General features: G+C 59.6%; 15 protein-coding genes. 10 read left to right on the forward strand and 5 right to left on the reverse strand.

The genetic code is table 11. The annotated features are described in order from the left end of the window. Positions 1–54: 54 nt before the first annotated feature. From FYW95_RS16145 to FYW95_RS16160, 4 genes are all read right to left on the reverse strand, one after another. Positions 55–384 (reverse strand): hypothetical protein, encoded by a 330-nt coding sequence (locus FYW95_RS16145; protein WP_160050477.1) that lies wholly within the window; start codon positions 382–384, stop codon positions 55–57. 321 nt (positions 385–705) lie between these two features. Beyond that, the gene (locus FYW95_RS16150) at positions 706–1,299 is read right to left on the reverse strand and encodes an ATP-binding protein (protein WP_236572199.1); all 594 of its coding nucleotides are present in this window, start codon (positions 1,297–1,299) and stop codon (positions 706–708) included. Next, entirely contained in the window at positions 1,299–1,622 is a 324-nt protein-coding gene (locus tag FYW95_RS16155) for a recombinase family protein (protein ID WP_160050479.1), read from the reverse strand. Before FYW95_RS16155 ends, FYW95_RS16150 begins: the two co-directional genes overlap by 1 nt. After that, positions 1,619–1,948, reverse strand: coding sequence for a hypothetical protein (locus tag FYW95_RS16160; RefSeq protein WP_160050480.1), 330 nt, complete (start codon positions 1,946–1,948; stop codon positions 1,619–1,621). The genes FYW95_RS16155 and FYW95_RS16160 overlap by 4 nt, the downstream gene beginning before the upstream one ends. Before the next feature lie 253 nt (positions 1,949–2,201). Between FYW95_RS16160 and FYW95_RS16165 the strand changes: the two genes are divergently transcribed. The 6 genes from FYW95_RS16165 (at position 2,202) to FYW95_RS16185 (ending at position 10,569) form a co-directional block, all read left to right on the forward strand. After that, positions 2,202–3,086, forward strand: a complete 885-nt coding sequence (locus FYW95_RS16165; RefSeq protein ID WP_160050481.1) for a helix-turn-helix domain-containing protein — start codon at positions 2,202–2,204, stop codon at positions 3,084–3,086. Next, positions 3,083–3,280, forward strand: a complete 198-nt coding sequence (locus FYW95_RS16170; RefSeq protein WP_236572200.1) for a DUF397 domain-containing protein — start codon at positions 3,083–3,085, stop codon at positions 3,278–3,280. The genes FYW95_RS16165 and FYW95_RS16170 overlap by 4 nt, the downstream gene beginning before the upstream one ends. Before the next feature lie 417 nt (positions 3,281–3,697). Continuing rightward, positions 3,698–4,018 (forward strand): hypothetical protein, encoded by a 321-nt coding sequence (locus FYW95_RS27740; protein ID WP_201294885.1) that lies wholly within the window; start codon positions 3,698–3,700, stop codon positions 4,016–4,018. 25 nt (positions 4,019–4,043) lie between these two features. Continuing rightward, positions 4,044–5,672, forward strand: coding sequence for a site-specific DNA-methyltransferase (locus tag FYW95_RS16175; protein WP_236572205.1), 1,629 nt, complete (start codon positions 4,044–4,046; stop codon positions 5,670–5,672). Continuing rightward, complete coding sequence (locus FYW95_RS16180; RefSeq protein WP_201294886.1) at positions 5,656–8,466, forward strand: restriction endonuclease; 2,811 nt, start codon at positions 5,656–5,658, stop codon at positions 8,464–8,466. The genes FYW95_RS16175 and FYW95_RS16180 overlap by 17 nt, the downstream gene beginning before the upstream one ends. A gap of 243 nt (positions 8,467–8,709) precedes the next feature. After that, positions 8,710–10,569: a DUF7380 domain-containing protein gene (locus tag FYW95_RS16185; protein ID WP_160050482.1), complete on the forward strand. Its 1,860-nt coding sequence runs from the start codon at positions 8,710–8,712 to the stop codon at positions 10,567–10,569. A gap of 20 nt (positions 10,570–10,589) precedes the next feature. On the opposite strand, the gene FYW95_RS16190 is transcribed toward FYW95_RS16185, so the two are convergent. Further along, positions 10,590–10,829 carry a helix-turn-helix domain-containing protein gene (locus FYW95_RS16190; protein ID WP_160050483.1) on the reverse strand — a complete coding sequence of 80 codons (240 nt, stop codon included), beginning with the start codon at positions 10,827–10,829 and terminating at the stop codon, positions 10,590–10,592. Positions 10,830–11,253: 424 nt separating this feature from the next. On the opposite strand from FYW95_RS16190, the gene FYW95_RS16195 reads away from it, so the two are divergent. The 4 genes from FYW95_RS16195 to FYW95_RS16210 all read left to right on the forward strand — a co-directional run bounded on the left by FYW95_RS16195 (position 11,254) and on the right by FYW95_RS16210 (position 15,775). After that, positions 11,254–12,390, forward strand: coding sequence for a hypothetical protein (locus FYW95_RS16195; protein ID WP_160050484.1), 1,137 nt, complete (start codon positions 11,254–11,256; stop codon positions 12,388–12,390). A gap of 146 nt (positions 12,391–12,536) precedes the next feature. Next, positions 12,537–13,067: a hypothetical protein gene (locus tag FYW95_RS16200; RefSeq protein WP_160050485.1), complete on the forward strand. Its 531-nt coding sequence runs from the start codon at positions 12,537–12,539 to the stop codon at positions 13,065–13,067. 878 nt (positions 13,068–13,945) lie between these two features. Then, entirely contained in the window at positions 13,946–14,476 is a 531-nt protein-coding gene (locus FYW95_RS28935; RefSeq protein ID WP_160050486.1) for an SIS domain-containing protein, read from the forward strand. Positions 14,477–14,479: 3 nt separating this feature from the next. After that, the gene (locus FYW95_RS16210; RefSeq protein ID WP_160050487.1) at positions 14,480–15,775 is read left to right on the forward strand and encodes an adenylyltransferase/cytidyltransferase family protein; all 1,296 of its coding nucleotides are present in this window, start codon (positions 14,480–14,482) and stop codon (positions 15,773–15,775) included. Positions 15,776–15,877 lie beyond the last annotated feature (102 nt).

The raw sequence follows: 15,877 nt of genomic DNA on the forward strand, positions 1-15,877 counted from the left end.
ACTCCCGCCTTGCACCACACCCGAGCGTCAGCTCGGGTACAGCGGCTCGCCGCACTACTTCTTGCGCGGCGTCGATCGGGGCGAAGCGTCCTTCCCCTGGCCCTCGGCAGTGGCCTCGCCACCACCGAGCATGTTCTGGAGCGCCTGGCGCCGCTCGTTGAGCGCCTGCTCCTCGGCCTGGAGGTTCTCCATCGCCTTCTCCCGCACCTTGGGGTCGGACAGGATCTTGGCGACCCAGTCCTCCAGGGCCTCGACACCCGCGTTGTTCAGCGTCATGTTCGTGAGAGCGACGACAGAGTCAAGCTGCTGCTTGAACGCGGGGGACACCCGGATAGCGACGGTGGACTTCTTCTCTTCGCTCGATCCAGTGGGCTGTTCGCTCATGGTGAGCGACCTCCTCAATGAGGTGCGGCCGACGAACCTGGACAGGTTCATCTCATGAAGCCGCACCAAACCGATGAGGCGCCGAGGCGCGGCGGCCAGCAAGATTGCTGCTCTTCTACGGCCCTGCTCGCTCTCGGCACCTTCTGTTATGACGTATCTGGCTTCTGCAGGAAACCGTGGCTTCGCTCGAACATCCGGGGCGAACCCTCCAGGCGAACACACGCCCTGCTTCCCCTGGTGCACCCCTCGGCGAGCATCGAGGCGGCGACACGAAGATTCCCGTTGTGGAATGCGCATCAGGAAGCCGGTTACTACTTCCCCCTACAGGCGTGCCAGTCCCTCGAGGAGCTTCTTGATGCCCTCAGTCGGCAACGGCGACTTCCACGGGCGGGCGTTCGGCAGCAGTGGAGGAACGTCGTCGCGATGTCGGAGCGAGGTGCGACGAGGCAGTACAGGAGCTTGAACCGGGAGCGGTGTGGTGCGCTCTGCCGCGTCTGCCGGCGCCAGCGGCCTCAACGAGAGCACACACCACACCGTCTTCCCGATCGGCTGGTGCGGCGTCACGCCCCAGCGCTCGCAGAAGGCCTCCACCAGGAACAGCCCGCGGCCGGATTCGGCGTCGTCGTCCTGGCAGCGAGGCGTCGGGCCTCCAGGAGCAAGGTCAGTGACCTCGATGTAGAGGTGGGTGGGGCTGACGGCCAGCGCCAGGGTGACCAGGTGGCGGGAGCTGATCTCCCCGGCGGGCGTCTCCATCGTCAGCCCACCGGCTTCGACGCTGTTGGTCACCAGCTCCGACACGACCAGCTCGGCGTTGTCGACGATCGTCTGCAGTAGTCCTTGCAGTGTCACCGTGGTGAAGTGGCGGGCGATGCCCACCGCGTTCGGTAACGCCACGAGGGTCAGTCTGCGAGCCATCAGTCACCCACCAGCCACACACGCACGCCCAGCTCGCCGAGCATGAGGACGATGCCGTCCTGGAGGCTCGGGAAGCGGGTGAAGTGCTCCAGCGTCGGCACCAGGAGCTCGGTGGCGTCGCCCTGCTTGAGCTGGGCCACCAACCGGTTGAAGGCAGGTTCCGGAGAGGTAGGCGTCTCCACGAACACCTGCCCAAGGATGAAATCCTGGCCGCGGGCGTAGGTGTTCAACTGCCGGTGCCACAGCAGCAGCTCGCGGCGCTGTGCAGCAGCGGGCATGCGCAGGTAGCCGTAGGCCAGTGGGCGGCTGAGGGCGGTGCTCATGTCTCACCGCCAGCCGCGGAGAGGCACCCCTCGTAGGTGGCCACCAGTCGTGCCGCATCCGGGAGGCGGGAAAGGCGCACAGTGACGTGGCGCCTGGGGTTCCCGTCATTATCTACGTGCTCGATGTGGAAGTACTCGCGGCGCACCCACACGCTGACGGTGTCGGTGTGGAGGAAAACGGCCTCGCCGTTTTCCTCGTCGATGCTCGGCGTGATGCCGAACAGTTCCAGGGCGTCATTCAAGCGCCGAAGCGCTGCGGAGTTTGTCGGAGTATCGAGGGTTTTGACCTGCTCTGCGATGCACGCTGCACGGTGCTTGTCACTCACAGTAGCCACCTAAAAGCGTTGGGGAGGGGCCAGATGGCCGCCCCCTTTGGGCCACCTGGCCTTTTGGCGTGCCACCTGGGGTGCCACGCCGGTTAATGGTCGGAGTCTTGCATGGCTAATACCCTAAATGCAAGACTTCATTTTGGGTATTCCGGAACGGGTGTACGAACCCAAGAAACGCATTACGAAGCGTGCGTACGGATGCTTTCATTCCGGGTGTAAGATGTCTTTCATAATGAGCATTGGAAGTGTGATGACGACGGGTGCAACAGGCTCGACGGTCCCCCGACGACAGCTCGGCCGCTACCTCCGTGACCTGCGCAACCAGGCACGCTTGACCGTGCGCAAGGCGGCGAAGGAGCTGGAGTGGTCGGAGGCGAAGATCTGGCGTATCGAGACGGGACAGACCTCGCTGCGCAGCCTCGACGTGGAGGCGATGTGTCGCATCTACGGCGCGCCGGCTGACCTGACCGATGCCTTGATGGCGCTCGCCAAGGAAACGAAGGCCCGCGGCTGGTGGCACAGCTACGGCGACGTCATCCCTGAGGACTTCGACGTCTACATAGGGCTCGAAGAGGCCGCTTCGACGATGAACTGGTACGAGTCGGAACTCGTGCCGGGTCTGTTCCAGACGGAGAGCTACGCCCGGGCGATCATCCGGGCGTCACAGCCGGATGAGGACGCGGAAGAAATCGAGCGCCGCGTGCATGTGCGGGTGGCACGGCAGACCCTCATCACCCGCACCACGGCGCCGCCCACGTTGGAAGTCGTGCTGAACGAGGCCGTCCTGCGGCGCTCGGTCAACGGCCCTGCCATGATGGCCGAGCAGCTCGACCACCTGGTGGAGGTTGGGCGACTGCCGAACGTGTCCCTGCGGGTGCTGCCCTTCTCCGCTGGCCTGCATCACGGCGTCATGTCCGGCCCCTTCGTGATGCTGGGCTTCCCGCTCAACGGGGATGGCAAGCCGTCAGAGCCGCCGACCGTCTACGTCGACGGCTTCACCGGAGCGCTGTACCTGGACAAAGACCATGAGGTGAGCCGCTACCAAGCGGCCTTCACGAACATCTGGGACGCCTCGCTCGACGAAGCGGACTCAGAGCAGATGATTGCTTCGGTGGCAAGGGAGATGAAGCAGTGAGCAGCAACGACCAGGCGTCGCCCGTGTGGCGCAAGAGCAGCTTCAGCAACGGTGAGCGCAACTGCGTCGAGGTGGCGGACGTGCCTGGCGCAACCCTCATGCGCGACAGCAAGAACCCGGAGGCAGGGCACCTGTCCTTCACGTTCGCTGAGTGGGGGATGTTCATCGAGGATGTGAAGTCCACGGGCGTATAGCCCTCGGCCTTCCCCCGGACCACAACAAGCGAGCGCCCATCTCCGATGAGGTGGGCGCTCGCTTCGTTGCTCTCCGTGATTGAATCAGGTTGGCATCTTCCACCTGCTTCGTCAGCGAAGATCGATAGGGTGGGCTCCCGTCTCACCTAGGTAGGCGCTGAAGCTGTGGCAGCGGTCGATGGAGGCCCTGCAGCAGTGTGATGAGCCGGGGAGGGTGCCACGGGGCCGTCACACGCAGACGTACGCTCGCCCCCAAGCCAGCCACCGATAGCGTGAGGCCGCGGATCCGAACTAGACGTAGCACGCCGTCGGCGTGGAGGAGAACAGCCGCAGCATGACAACACCCCCGAACCGGTGGTCATACGACCCCAGTGCAACAGTGCGCAACTGTGGTGCTCGCCACGAGGAGGTCATCCGATGACGTCCTCGGTACCGGGTCAGACCCCGGATCACCGCGACGAGTTGCTTGCACAGCTTCGCGATCTCGTCCCAAGCGCCTTCAGCGACGGCGAGCTGGACCGTGATTCCCTGCTGGCTGCACTTGGCCTGGGCGAGGAAGCCGAACCGGCCTTCGCCTTTACCTGGCCTGGTATCGAACGCGCACGGAAGGATGCTCGCTCAGCGACGACGGCAACCCTGGTGCCGGACGAGGACGCGTCACGGAACTGGGGAACAGCTCGCGATGTCCTGGTCGAGGGCGACAACTTGCAGGTGCTCAAGCTCCTGAAGAACGGGTAACTCGCGTGCCGTCAAGCTGGTCTACATCGACCCGCCGTACAACACCGGTGACACCTTCACCTACAACGACGACTTCGCCGTCCCCGAGCGCCAGTACCTCGAGCAGACCGGCCAGGTCGATGAGCAGGGCAATGCAACCACGAGTCGGATTGAAACCAGTGGGCGCAAGCATGCGCCGTGGCTGACGATGATGTTCCCGCGCCTCGCGCTGGCCCGTCACTTGCTGCGCCGTGACGGTGTCATCCTCGTTTCGATCGACGACAACGAGGTACATCATCTGCGGCTCTTGCTCGATGCGATCTTCGGGGCCGAGAACTTTGTTGGCAACTTCGTCTGGAACGGTGGCCGCAAGAACGACGCACGGCAGATCTCTGCTGGCCACGACTACGCGCTGGCCTACGCCCGTGACTACGCCTACTTGCGTGAGCAGGGCGTTCGCTGGCGGGAGCGAAAGTCAGGTCTCGACGAGATCTACGAGAAGGTGGCTGAGTTTCGTGAAAAGCATGGCACTGACTATGTGTCGATCCATAGCGCGCTCCTGGGCTGGTTCGGAAAGCTCCCGAAGGAGCACCCGTCAAAGGCTCATGAACATTTCAACTATGTCGATGATCGAGGCGTCTACTTTCCGGATAATCTCCGAAGCCCAAATCCGCGACCGAACCTCGTTTACGACTTTAAGGGTTATAAGCCGCATCGGAACGGCTGGGCCTATGGTCGGGAGCGAATGGAACAGTTGGATGCAGAGGGGCGCATCTACTATCCGGAGAACACTGATCAGCGCCTGAAGATCAAATCTTACTTGCATGAACATGAGGAGTGGGCGCCGGGTTCCGTGTTCTATAGGGACCGCCGGGCTGCGTCGAAAGCTTTTGATAAGCTCATGGGTGGCGTGACTGTTTTCGATTACCCGAAGAGCACTGATGCGCTTGCTCGCCTGTTCCACGCCATCACCAATGATGGTGACTTGATCCTCGACTTCTTCGCGGGTTCCGGTTCAACCGGACAGGCTGTTTGGGAGCAGAACCAGAGGGACGGCAGCACACGACACTGGATCCTCGTTCAGGTGCCAGAGAAGCCTGATGCCTCGGAGGAGTCGGGCAAGAACGCGCTCGATGAGGGATACAAGACGATCTTCGAGATCACGGCAGAGCGGCTGCGTCGTGCCGCCAAGGCCCTGCAAGGGGACACACCTGACCTGGGCTTCCGGATCTTCCGTACGCGCCCGACGAACCTGATCGTTGAGAAGCCGATCGTGGCGACCCCCGAGCTCACAGGGCAGACGTACCTGGAGCAGGTGCTCGACTACACGGAGAGCTCTCCGGTGGTGGACGGTGCGAATCCGATCGACGTGGCGTGGGAAATAGCACTCAAAGCCACTGGGACACGGTTGGATGCCCGGGTAGTAACGCACGATGTCGACGGCGTCACGGTTTATGAATTCGTTCCGTCGGAAGCAGATGATGCGGTCGGGCGACTTCTGGTTTCCCTCGAGGCCTTCACGCTCGCCGCGGCGGACGCGTTGAACTTGAGCGATGACGACACGCTGATCCTTCGTGGTGACAAGGTCGATGACTCAGTGACGCTGACCCTTGCGCCGCGCCTGCAGTCGAAGTTGATTCTGTTGGAACGGGTGCCCCGTGAAGTTTCGCTTTGATGATCAGCCGCACCAGTCGGCCGCTGTGGCTGCAGTGGTCGACCTGTTTGAGGGTGCCCTCGTGCCTCCACGCGATGCGCTTGCCGGGCAGGCGGCGGGCGCGGATGGGCATGCTGCCTTCGGGCTTGAGCGGGAGATCCTGGTTGACAACCTCGCTGCGGTGACCGCGAGGGAGTCGGTCACGGTACAGCGTGAGCTAGACCTGCTCACCGAGACGGACCTGTTGGGTGTGGCACAGGCGTTCCCGAACTTCTCGGTCGAGATGGAGACCGGTACCGGCAAGACGTACGTGTATATCTCCACTGCGCTTCGGCTGGCGGAGCAGTACGGGCTGCGGAAGTTCGTCATCCTCGTGCACTCGATCGCGATCCGTGCCGGGGTAGTGAAGACGTTCGAGCAGACCGAGGAGCACTTTCGGGCGAAGTATCCGAACGTCCCGTACAGCTGGGGCGTACTCGGGGAGAACTCGGCGCTCAGCGACTTCGCTGAACCGTCAAGCACGGTGCAGTTCCTGGTCGCTAGTGTGCAGTCCCTGGACAAGCCGAACAAGAACACTCTGTACGCCAGCGCTGAGCAGCCTCAGCTGTGGGGAGACGATCTGACGGGCGTGCAGCAGATCGCGAAGGCCCGCCCCGTCGTCCTGATTGATGAGCCGCAGAACATGGCGACGCTATTGCGTCGTCAGGCGATCGCGACGCTGAACCCGCTGGTGGCACTGCGCTACAGCGCCACGCACAAGGAACCGTTCAACCTGGTGCACCGGCTCGGGCCGAAGCAGGCTGCCGAGGCCGGTCTAGTCAAGCGTGTGTCGGTGAAGGGCATCGTCGCGGGCGAAGACGGCAAGCCATACGTGCGGTTGGACAAACTCCGCAGCGTTCGTAAGCGCCTGATGGGCGAGGCGATCATCGATCGCGCATCCGCCAACGGTGCGCGCCGCACCCCGGTGGTACTGCAGAACGGGACCGATCTGTTCGAGGAATCTGGCGGGCTCGCCCAGTACCGCGGCCTGGTGGTCGAGGGCATGGAGCGGAAGCCCGACCGGGTCATCTTTGAGAACGGCCTGACGGTTAGGGCCGGCCAAGAGACCGGCGTGGATCACCTGGCGGTGTGGCGTGATCAGATCCGGCACACGATCCGCCAGCACCTGAGCCGCCAGGGGCAGATTGACTCCATGGGTCGCGACGTGAAGGTGTTGTCGCTGTTCTTCGTCGAGCACGTCGCTGACTATGTGGGCGGCGAGGCGGTGCTGCCAGCGATGTTCGATGAGCTGTATCGCGAGGAGTGGCTGCGCGCGGGGAACGCCGTCGACGACATGCCGAATCCGGCTGAGCTTCGCGTGGCGTACTTCCCGTCGACCAAGACGGGCATCTTGAAGGACACCGCAGGGCGTGCCTCTGACGCTGAGTACGAGGCGCGGGCCTACCAGGAGATCATCGCCAACAAGGAACTCATCCTTGACCGCGCCAACCCGCGTGCGTTCATCTTCTCCCACTCCGCGCTGAAGGAAGGGTGGGATAACCCGAACGTTTTCCAAGTTGGGTTCCTGCGCCACACCCGTTCCGAATTGGAGCGTCGTCAACAGATTGGCCGCGGGCTCCGCCTGCCAGTTGACCAGTCTGGCCGCCGCGTCATGGACCCGTCGATGAATCGACTGACCCTGATCGTCGACGAGTCGTTCACTGAGTTCCGGGACGGCCTCAACGCTGAGTACGTCGCGAGCGGTGGGGCTGGCGGTGATGGTGACTCTGGGCCAGAGGTCGAGGACGCCGACACCGAGGTGACCGTGCGCCGGCGCCCGGCCCTCTTCAATAGTCCAGAGTTCGCTGAACTCTGGACGCGGATCCGCTACAAGGCTCGCTACCGCGTCACGGTTGACCCGGCCGAACTTGTTGCTGTTGTGGCCAAGTCGGAGCACCTGGAGGAGCTGGCGTTCATCGAGCGCCGGGCCAACGTAGTGCAGTCTGCCGACCTGGTGTACGACGACACAGGACAGGTCATCACGGCTGATACGACCGTGGCGGAGTCTCGGGGTGAACGCATCGTGGTTGTCGGGCAGCGGCTACCCGACGTGGTGCAACTTATTGAGGACCAGCTCCAGTACGGCAAGTTCCCGCTCCAGCTCACCCGTCCCACGATTGTCGGCATCGTCCGGGCGATCCTGACCCATCCAGGCAGGGACTACGCTCGGCATGTCCTCGACGACCCAGATCGCTGGGCACGCATCGTCGCCAGCGCCATCCGTGTCGAGACCATCGAACAGATGGTGCAGGGCGTCACGTATGAGCCGATGGACGAGGAGAGCTGGTGGGACGCCGAGGTAGTGTTCCTCGAGGTCGAGTCCAAGAATCCGCCACAGCCGATGCCGGGCAACCCTGATCCGCAAAGGGGTGTTGTGCCCGCGCCGGATGATGGTGCGAACCTCTTCGACCACGTCGACTACGACAGCCACGTCGAACGATCTTTCGCCGCCAAGTTGGAGAACGACCGCGAGCACGTCAAGCTGTTCGCCAAGCTCCCGCGCCGCTTCAAGGTTCGGACGCCTGTGGGCGAATACTCGCCTGACTGGGCGATTGTGTACGACGAAGACGGTGCCCAGCGGCTCTATCTCGTGCGTGAAACCAAGGGCACACGCAATCTGGCAGACCTTGAGTGGGACGAGGCCATGCGTATTCGCTTCGCCAAGCGACACTTCGCTGCAGGCCCCGAAGGCGCCGTCGATTACGAGCACACGACCGACAAGCACGGCCTACTACTCGGAGGTGTGACCGAGGGCACCGGGGGAGAAGCGGCCTGAGCGTGCCTCGGTGAGAAGGCCGGCTACTCCGACTTGGACGTTGCGCTGCTCGTCGAGGCGAAGAGCGCCGCTCACGCTGGATGACTTTATCCGGCGTGAGCGGCGCTGTCTGTAGGGGTGCTGGCAAGAAAACCCGACAGCGGTCCCAGTACTTGAGGAGATACCCGAGTGCCAGGTCTTCGACGGGTTTTCTTATTGACTGTCTTCTCAAGGCTGTGCAAGTGGTCGGGTGGGGAGCTTGACATGGAAGATGCTGAAGCCGTGAACGATGCCACTGGTCGCACCGAGGATACGTCTTCGGAGGAAGTTACTCAGGGACCTTTGCCTTATGTGCACGATCCTGACCTCGTGCCAGTTTTTGTGCAGCTTGTTGATTCAGCTTGCGAAGATGCTCATGACTTCCACGCAGTAAGTATCCGCTTGAGGCAGCTTGCGACAGGCCTGAACCCGCAGATTTCCTCTGCGGCTGTGCGTGAATTGCTAATGACCTTTAGTTACTCATTGCAGTCGACACCGATCGGGTCGTCTAAGCCGGACACTTCCCTCGTTCCATTGAAAGGCCCCTCTTACTTTCCGCGGCCACTGAATGATGCCGATGATCAGACGCGAGCGTTGTGGGTTGATCTCACGTCAGCGGTGACGCATCCTGTGGCTCGGGCTCGATGCGCAGATATCCTATTTGCGCTCAAGCTGGCACGGAATCGTCGTGATGCCGCTGAGCAAGCTGTTCGCGCCTATCTGGACACAGTGGGGGGAAGCTTTCAAGTTTATGAGCAAGGCGAGGGGCTGCTGAGGGCGTTGACTCTTGCTCGCTCAGTAGGACTCTCTGAGCTGGAACAGCAGGTTGTATCTGCCATGATGGATATGACAGAAAACGCCTTGCGGACCGACGATACTTCTTATGTGGCCGTGCCGCTGTTGGATTCGCTCGCGGCTCCGTCGCGCAGGAAAAAAGCTCAGCCAGCAGATCCAAAAGTTGATGACCTTCTCGATGTCGCGTTGCAGGCCTACACGGAATCACATGTCGTTAAAGAAGTTGCCGATATCGTTCGGAGAAGGGCCGCTGGCGATGAAGCGCGTATACAGCGCGCTAGCGAGGCGCAGATTCATGCTCTACTGAAGGAAGCCGACAACGCACGAGAAGCTCTTATCAAGGTCTATTATCTGAATGAGGCGGCATCAACAGCGCGCCAATTCGGTGTCTGGCACCTTGAAGAGGTAGCGGTTTCGAGGTTGCAGTCTGCTCCACCGGTGGAGTGGAAGACTCTGGAAACCGAGTTCAAGGTCCCATCTGAAATCTTTCGCAACTATTTGATCCCCTATGGGCGCGCTCGGTCGTGGCAAGAAGCTTTGCGATTTTGGCTCCAAAGCGAATGCCCCAGTGGCAGTGTTTCGAGCAACGAAGAGCTGGCTCGCAAGCAGCAGGGTGTCTCGGTTGTTGAGCAGCTAGCCACGACTGTTAAGTTCGGCCCGGAAGGCTTTCCTAAGCGTGTTTCGTCTGGCGAAGAGGATTCTTTGCAGCGCCAGCGCGTTCATGCGGAGAGTGTAAAAATCCAGCTTAGCGGCGTGCTCCTGTCTAGTGCACTAGATGTGATGCGTACGCGATTTGGTGTCCCTTCCCAGGAGGACCTCGAAGCTTGTATCTCTGAGACTGGAACTCATTCTGCTTTGGCGGAGGCGCTCGCTAAGGCATTTCAGCTCTACTGGGTAGGCGAGTTTGCAGCCAGTGTGCATCTGGCAGTTCCAAAGATCGAGGCGTCAGCTCGCTCTCTCTTGCTGGAACTAAACGAGCCTATGTATCGGGCTGCGGTCGGAGATTCGGACGGGCAATTTCCCGGGCTCGGGGTCTTCTTGGACAAGCTGGAGGAGAACGATTTTGATCCAGACTGGGGTCGATTCCTCCGGGTGTTCCTACTGAAGGACGGGCACAACGTTCGCAACCTTATTGCCCATGGTTTTATGCATGAGGTAGATCGCGAGACGGCTGCTTTGGCGTTGCGGGCATGTGCACTACTGGTTCTACTTGTCTCGGACGAGTCGACTGAACGTGATATCGAGGCCGTGAAGGCGTCGCTTGCTACCCCGAACGGGAAGACGTCGTAACGGACTAAATAGTCCCGACTTCACTCCTCGAGCCGCAACCCCTGCACTAGTTCCCCAGGATCCACCTGTAATCCCGCCGCGATCTTCAGCAAGTTGTGCAGGCTCAGGTTGCGCTTTCCTCTTTCCACCTGGCCAATAAACGTCCAATGCAGTCCAGCAGCTTCGGCGAGCTGTTCTTGGCTTTTGCCGAGGTTCTGGCGGTGGGCGCGCACCCGTGCCCCGAAGGTCTGGGCGGCGCTGGATATGGGCTGAGCAGTCATAACATGCCCAACCACATACGTCCCAAGACCCTACGTCCAGAGAAAGTATGTCTAATGACTATACGTATAGAGACTATGTGTCCTATGCTGTGCGTGTCCGCACGTACGGAACCCACCCCTAACAGGGCATACGTGCGCTGCCCTGCCTGACATGGGGAGGAGGTGTGACCATGGTCCGCATCTACGGAGGTGGTGACGGTGGCGGTACCGGCGGTGGCAAGTAGCCGATCCGCTCACTCATAGCTCGTAGCAGCGAGCACCAGGACGACACTCCCTTGCCGTCCGCTGAAGCCCTGGGTCTCTGTGGTCCAGGGCTTCGGTCGTGCCTGCTCCTTGGCTTGCTGGAAGGTTGGTGCTGCGGACTCTCGACGGAGATTGCTTCTCATTTGAATTTATGCATTTAATGGTATAATTAAAATCATATATGCGAAGCGGAAACTCCAACCTCTACCGATCTCTCTACAAAACCAAGCTGACCCTGCTTGCTGTGGTAGCCATCGTGGTTGGAGTCGCGCTCCTGCTTCTCTCCGCTTGGGCCGAACGGCAACCAGGGTGGGAGCTGTTGTCCTCTGCTGTCGTTAATGACGTCGGTATAGCGCTGTTGACGACCGGCCTCGTTGTGGTTGCCTTCGAGTACATCAACCGCGAACACGGTGAAGAACAGGCGATGCACCGGCTTCGTGAAGTTGTAGCTGAGCAGGCGCCGGCCATCCGTGATGCTGTGATCCAAGGGTTCGCCTTCAACGCCGATGACCTGGCCCGTGTCTCCTCACCCGAGACGCTTGACCAGGTGGCACGTAACACTCTGGCCATTCAGCTCAAGGATGAGGAGTTGGCGCATGACGTCTACAGCGACCTCAGCAAGCAGGTGCTTCGTGCCCCCGAGCGCTGGTACGACGTTGACGTGTCTGTCTCACTCGACCCCTGGACGGGCGGCCCGGCCTCTGGCCGCGGTTCCATGTTCGTCGCGACCGTCCGTTGGGAGTACCGCGTCATCCCGAGCCAGCCAGTCATGCGCTTCTCGGCTGTCTCTGACATGGGCGACTACCGGGCACTCCTAGAAGATCCAACGACTACGGGTGCTTGGTACTTTGAGCCAGTTGGTGACCTGACAGCTGCCTCGCCGGAAGCCTTCGAGCTGGTGCAGCTCACCGTTAACGGTGATGAGCGGCGGATCCGCCGCTCATCACGCAAGAGCGCCCAGACCTACACAGTGGACACTGGCGTCACCCCTGATGGCTCCAAGGAGGTGAAGCTGTCCTACACCTACCGAGTACTCATCCAGCGCAACAGTCACCTCTTGGCGCTCGACTTCCCACGTCCGGCTAAGGGCGTCAAAGTCAGCTTCTCCTACGGTGGTAGCGGTATTCGCTACGTGCATAGCTTGGATCTGATCGCCAGTGCTCAGAAGGCACGCATCAGCAAGAGTCCGGCCTCTGTGCCGAAGCTAACTGTCGAGCTTGGATTTGACGGCTGGATCTTCCCTCGTTCAGGAGTTGTCTTCGTGTGGGTGCTGGAGGATGAGATGAAAGCAAAGCTGCTTGAAGAAGCGGCGAGCTAGTCGCCTTGCTCTAGTCGCTTAATCCAAGCGGGTACCGTATAGCTATAGCTGTTGTGTGGTTAGACTTGCCCTGGCACTTTTAAAGCCAATAGGCCGCTTTTGCTGCTACACTAGCCTTAACCAAAACCCCTTGGAAAGGAACCCCAGTGGCGCAGCGTGTCATCCGTGTCTCGGATCTGACCGGTAAGTTCATTGAGAATGACGAAGATCTCGTGAAGATCATCGTCCGCGGGCACCCCATCCTCGGGGAAGACGTCGTGGAAATTGAGGCACTGGCTGAAGAGGTAGAAAACCTCGATAACGAGAAGCAATTCGTGCACCTGGAAATCCACCAGGAGGGCGAAGACCCTCGCTCGGTGGTGCTAGAGCTGTCAGAGTTCGAGGCGCTGGCACAGGACCAGCCGATGGACAAGCTGCTCACCACCGCTAAGACGGTCACTACTCGCTCGGCGCGGCCGGCTGCTGCCGCTGCGAAGATCGACTACGCCACCCTCGAACACGCAGGCAAGCCTAAGAAGGGCAGGACCTCCGAAGCTGAGAAGCGCATCGTGCGGGAGAACTTCGACCAGATCAACGAGCGGCTCCAGGGCGAAGGGCTGCGCACCATCGACCTGAGCAACCCTGACCACGTCGAGCGCTACGGCCTGGAGGAGCTGGCGAAGGAGCGGCTCGGCTGAACTCACGCCTCAACCTCCCTGGATGCCCTCGCCATATGGCGAGGGCATCGTGCTATGTGAGGGTCTATGCCTTACACGAGGAAGATGGTGTTGTTGCGCAGCTTGGGTTGAAAGTTGCTTTAGTGATTATTGGTGACGAAACATATCTTATGGGTTCTCTGAGTGTTATGTGAGGTTTGTGGGTTGCTACCTCTGCGGGTTGGTTGGGGAGCTATCTCTTGAAGACGGAGCTCCGTGCTCTGTGGACAAAGTTGCAGATCAGAGCATGGATTGGCGTGCGGGAGCCTGTTGATGAGGCATCAGCGGCTCTGGCCCTGCATGTATCAGGGTTGCTGAGATGTCCGAGATGACAGGTTTCTTTCCTCCACAGTGAGGTCATGACGTACCTCGGGGTGCAAGACTTGGTGTTGCGGGGGTGAGGGAGCGGGTAGATACTAAGAGGCATGAAGGGTTAGCTGGTTAAGGGATGCTAGTTTGCGGCATCTGGAGGAGATGCAGCGTGTTGATGCTAATTCAAAGAGGCAGTGGAATAGGACATTCCATTGCTGAGTTATTAGCCCTTCGCGCCGGAGTATTCTGTTTCAGACTCAATCAGAATCGACAAAAACACATCCTGGCAAGCTTGACATCACAGCCGCACGTCACTTGATGGCTGGCGAACGAGTCGAAGATGGTGTTCGTGAAGTGCGTGAAGAACTAGTTGATACCGCCGCCCTCAGATACACACCATCAAGACATCGTTGGCCACCTGTAGCCCAGGCGGAGGCACGCTCTGCCCTCATCGCGCTCGGCTTGCAAACTCGTGCCGTCAAGTTCCGAGTAGCCCTGATTTGCTGCTGTCGTACGTTCCAGCAGCCCAAAAGAGAGCGAATTCCTTGATGTCGACTCTCAAGTATGAACCGTCAGCCCGTCTAGAACCGACTATCCAATCACTCCTCACCGAGCTGGCCATACCAAATGAGGCATCAACAAGAACAATCTTCTGGGCGGGTAATGGGGGATGCGCGGCGTTAGCCGAACACATGGCTGCAGAACTGGTGACAGGAATGGGCACTTATCCGACCGCGAGGCGCAGTATCAGCTTGACGTCAAATAGTGCCCTCCTAAGTGCCCTAGCAAACGACCGTGGATACGATCAGACGTTTTCCGTCCAACTAGAGGTTCTTGCCGAGCCTGGTGATACGATTATTCTCTTAACAACGTCTGGGCGCAGCGCTAATATGCTCGAGGCCGCCAAATTCGCTAGAAGAGCGAGATTGGTAACGGTAGCTTTCACCGCAGCTCGCGACAGTCCACTCTTCGAGTATGCTGACGTCGTTGTTCAAATTGAAACGTCCAGCACTCAAGTCGCTCAAGAGGAGATGACTCGCCTCTTGCACGAGTTCTGCTCGCAACTGTTGAAAGGGTGATGTGTGATCCAGGAACTCATCACCGTCGTCGGTGACACTATTATAGACAGGACGGCAAAACCGCTCCTCTCGCGACAGCGGACCACCTTTCGGCTCAACGACGATATAACTCTGGGTGGAGTTTGGAATAGCGTACGAGCGCTAGAAGCAACGGGACAGCCCGTAACAGTGATCACCGCCCTTCCCAGAGCCCTCATCGACAAGGCCATCAGCAGTTTCCTCCACGATGAGAGTAGTTTGATCGCCCTGGGTGATGGGACGACCCCGGCCCCAGAACGCATCTGGATCAATGCTAACAACCAACTAATACAGGTCAATTCAGGTCGAAGTCGTGATTGCCGACAAACCCTCAATAGTCGTTCTCTCCAACTTCCTTCTACTAGCCGGTTGCTCGTCCAGGATTATGGATTCGACGTGGTGGCTAGCGTCAGGGAGTTGATGGAAGATTTCGAGACAATAGTGTGGGATCCCCATCTTTATAGCATCTTACCTATCCGTCGTTCCATCGTCACGGCCAACGCCAGATACTATGCGACATTGGACCGGTCTGACCATAGTTCAGATGAAGCATGCACCTTTCTTCGCCGCGCCCAAGCCTTTACTGAGAACCATGGTTGGAATGCCTGTGTCACGACCGTAGGCTCAGCTGGAGCCTTTGGATACAGCCCGGATACAGACGGATTCTTTTGCCCAACGGTGGCGTACGAAAACCGGAAAGTTGTGGGTGCTGGTGATCTATTTAGCGCAGCACTCGCAAGTGCCCCAGATCTGAAAGACATACGAGGGAGCGTCCGGACTGCGACGATGACCACCATACGACAGATCCGCAGCGAGCACCTTACGATAGGTGTCCACGGAAAGAATGAGTTCCAAATTCAAAAAGTGCCTATCATCGCCACCGGCGGCTGTTTCGATCTACTTCACGCTGGCCATATCTCCCTACTAAGTGCATGTCGCGCGCTTGGAGAGAGGGTAGTGGTCCTAATGAACTCTGATCGTTCGGTCAGAATGTTGAAGGGTCAGGATCGGCCTATACGAACAGCCTCAACTCGACGGCAACAACTGTTTGACACCGGCTATGTTGATGATGTGATCGAGTTCGATGAGCCTACGCCGAATAACGACTTGATGACCCTGCGGCCCAACCTTTTTATCAAAGGAGGCGACTATAAAGCTTCCCAGATAACCGAAGCGACGATTATGGCACAGATTGGCGGACTTGTGCTGACAGTCCCCTATTTCTCGGGAATCTCTACCACTATTCTAGGTGCAACGAGGCACGACAACATGGAGCCATAGTGTTTGCTAGGCGACGAATCCGAAATCGTCATTCTGACAGGTCGATGTACACTGAGCGGCGGCGGTTTCGCGCGTACATCTGGACGATAGCTAGCTTCGCAG

Origin of the sequence: Nocardiopsis sp. FR4 (assembly GCF_009830945.1) — a bacterium.
Taxonomy (GTDB): Bacteria; Actinomycetota; Actinomycetes; order Streptosporangiales; family Streptosporangiaceae; genus Nocardiopsis.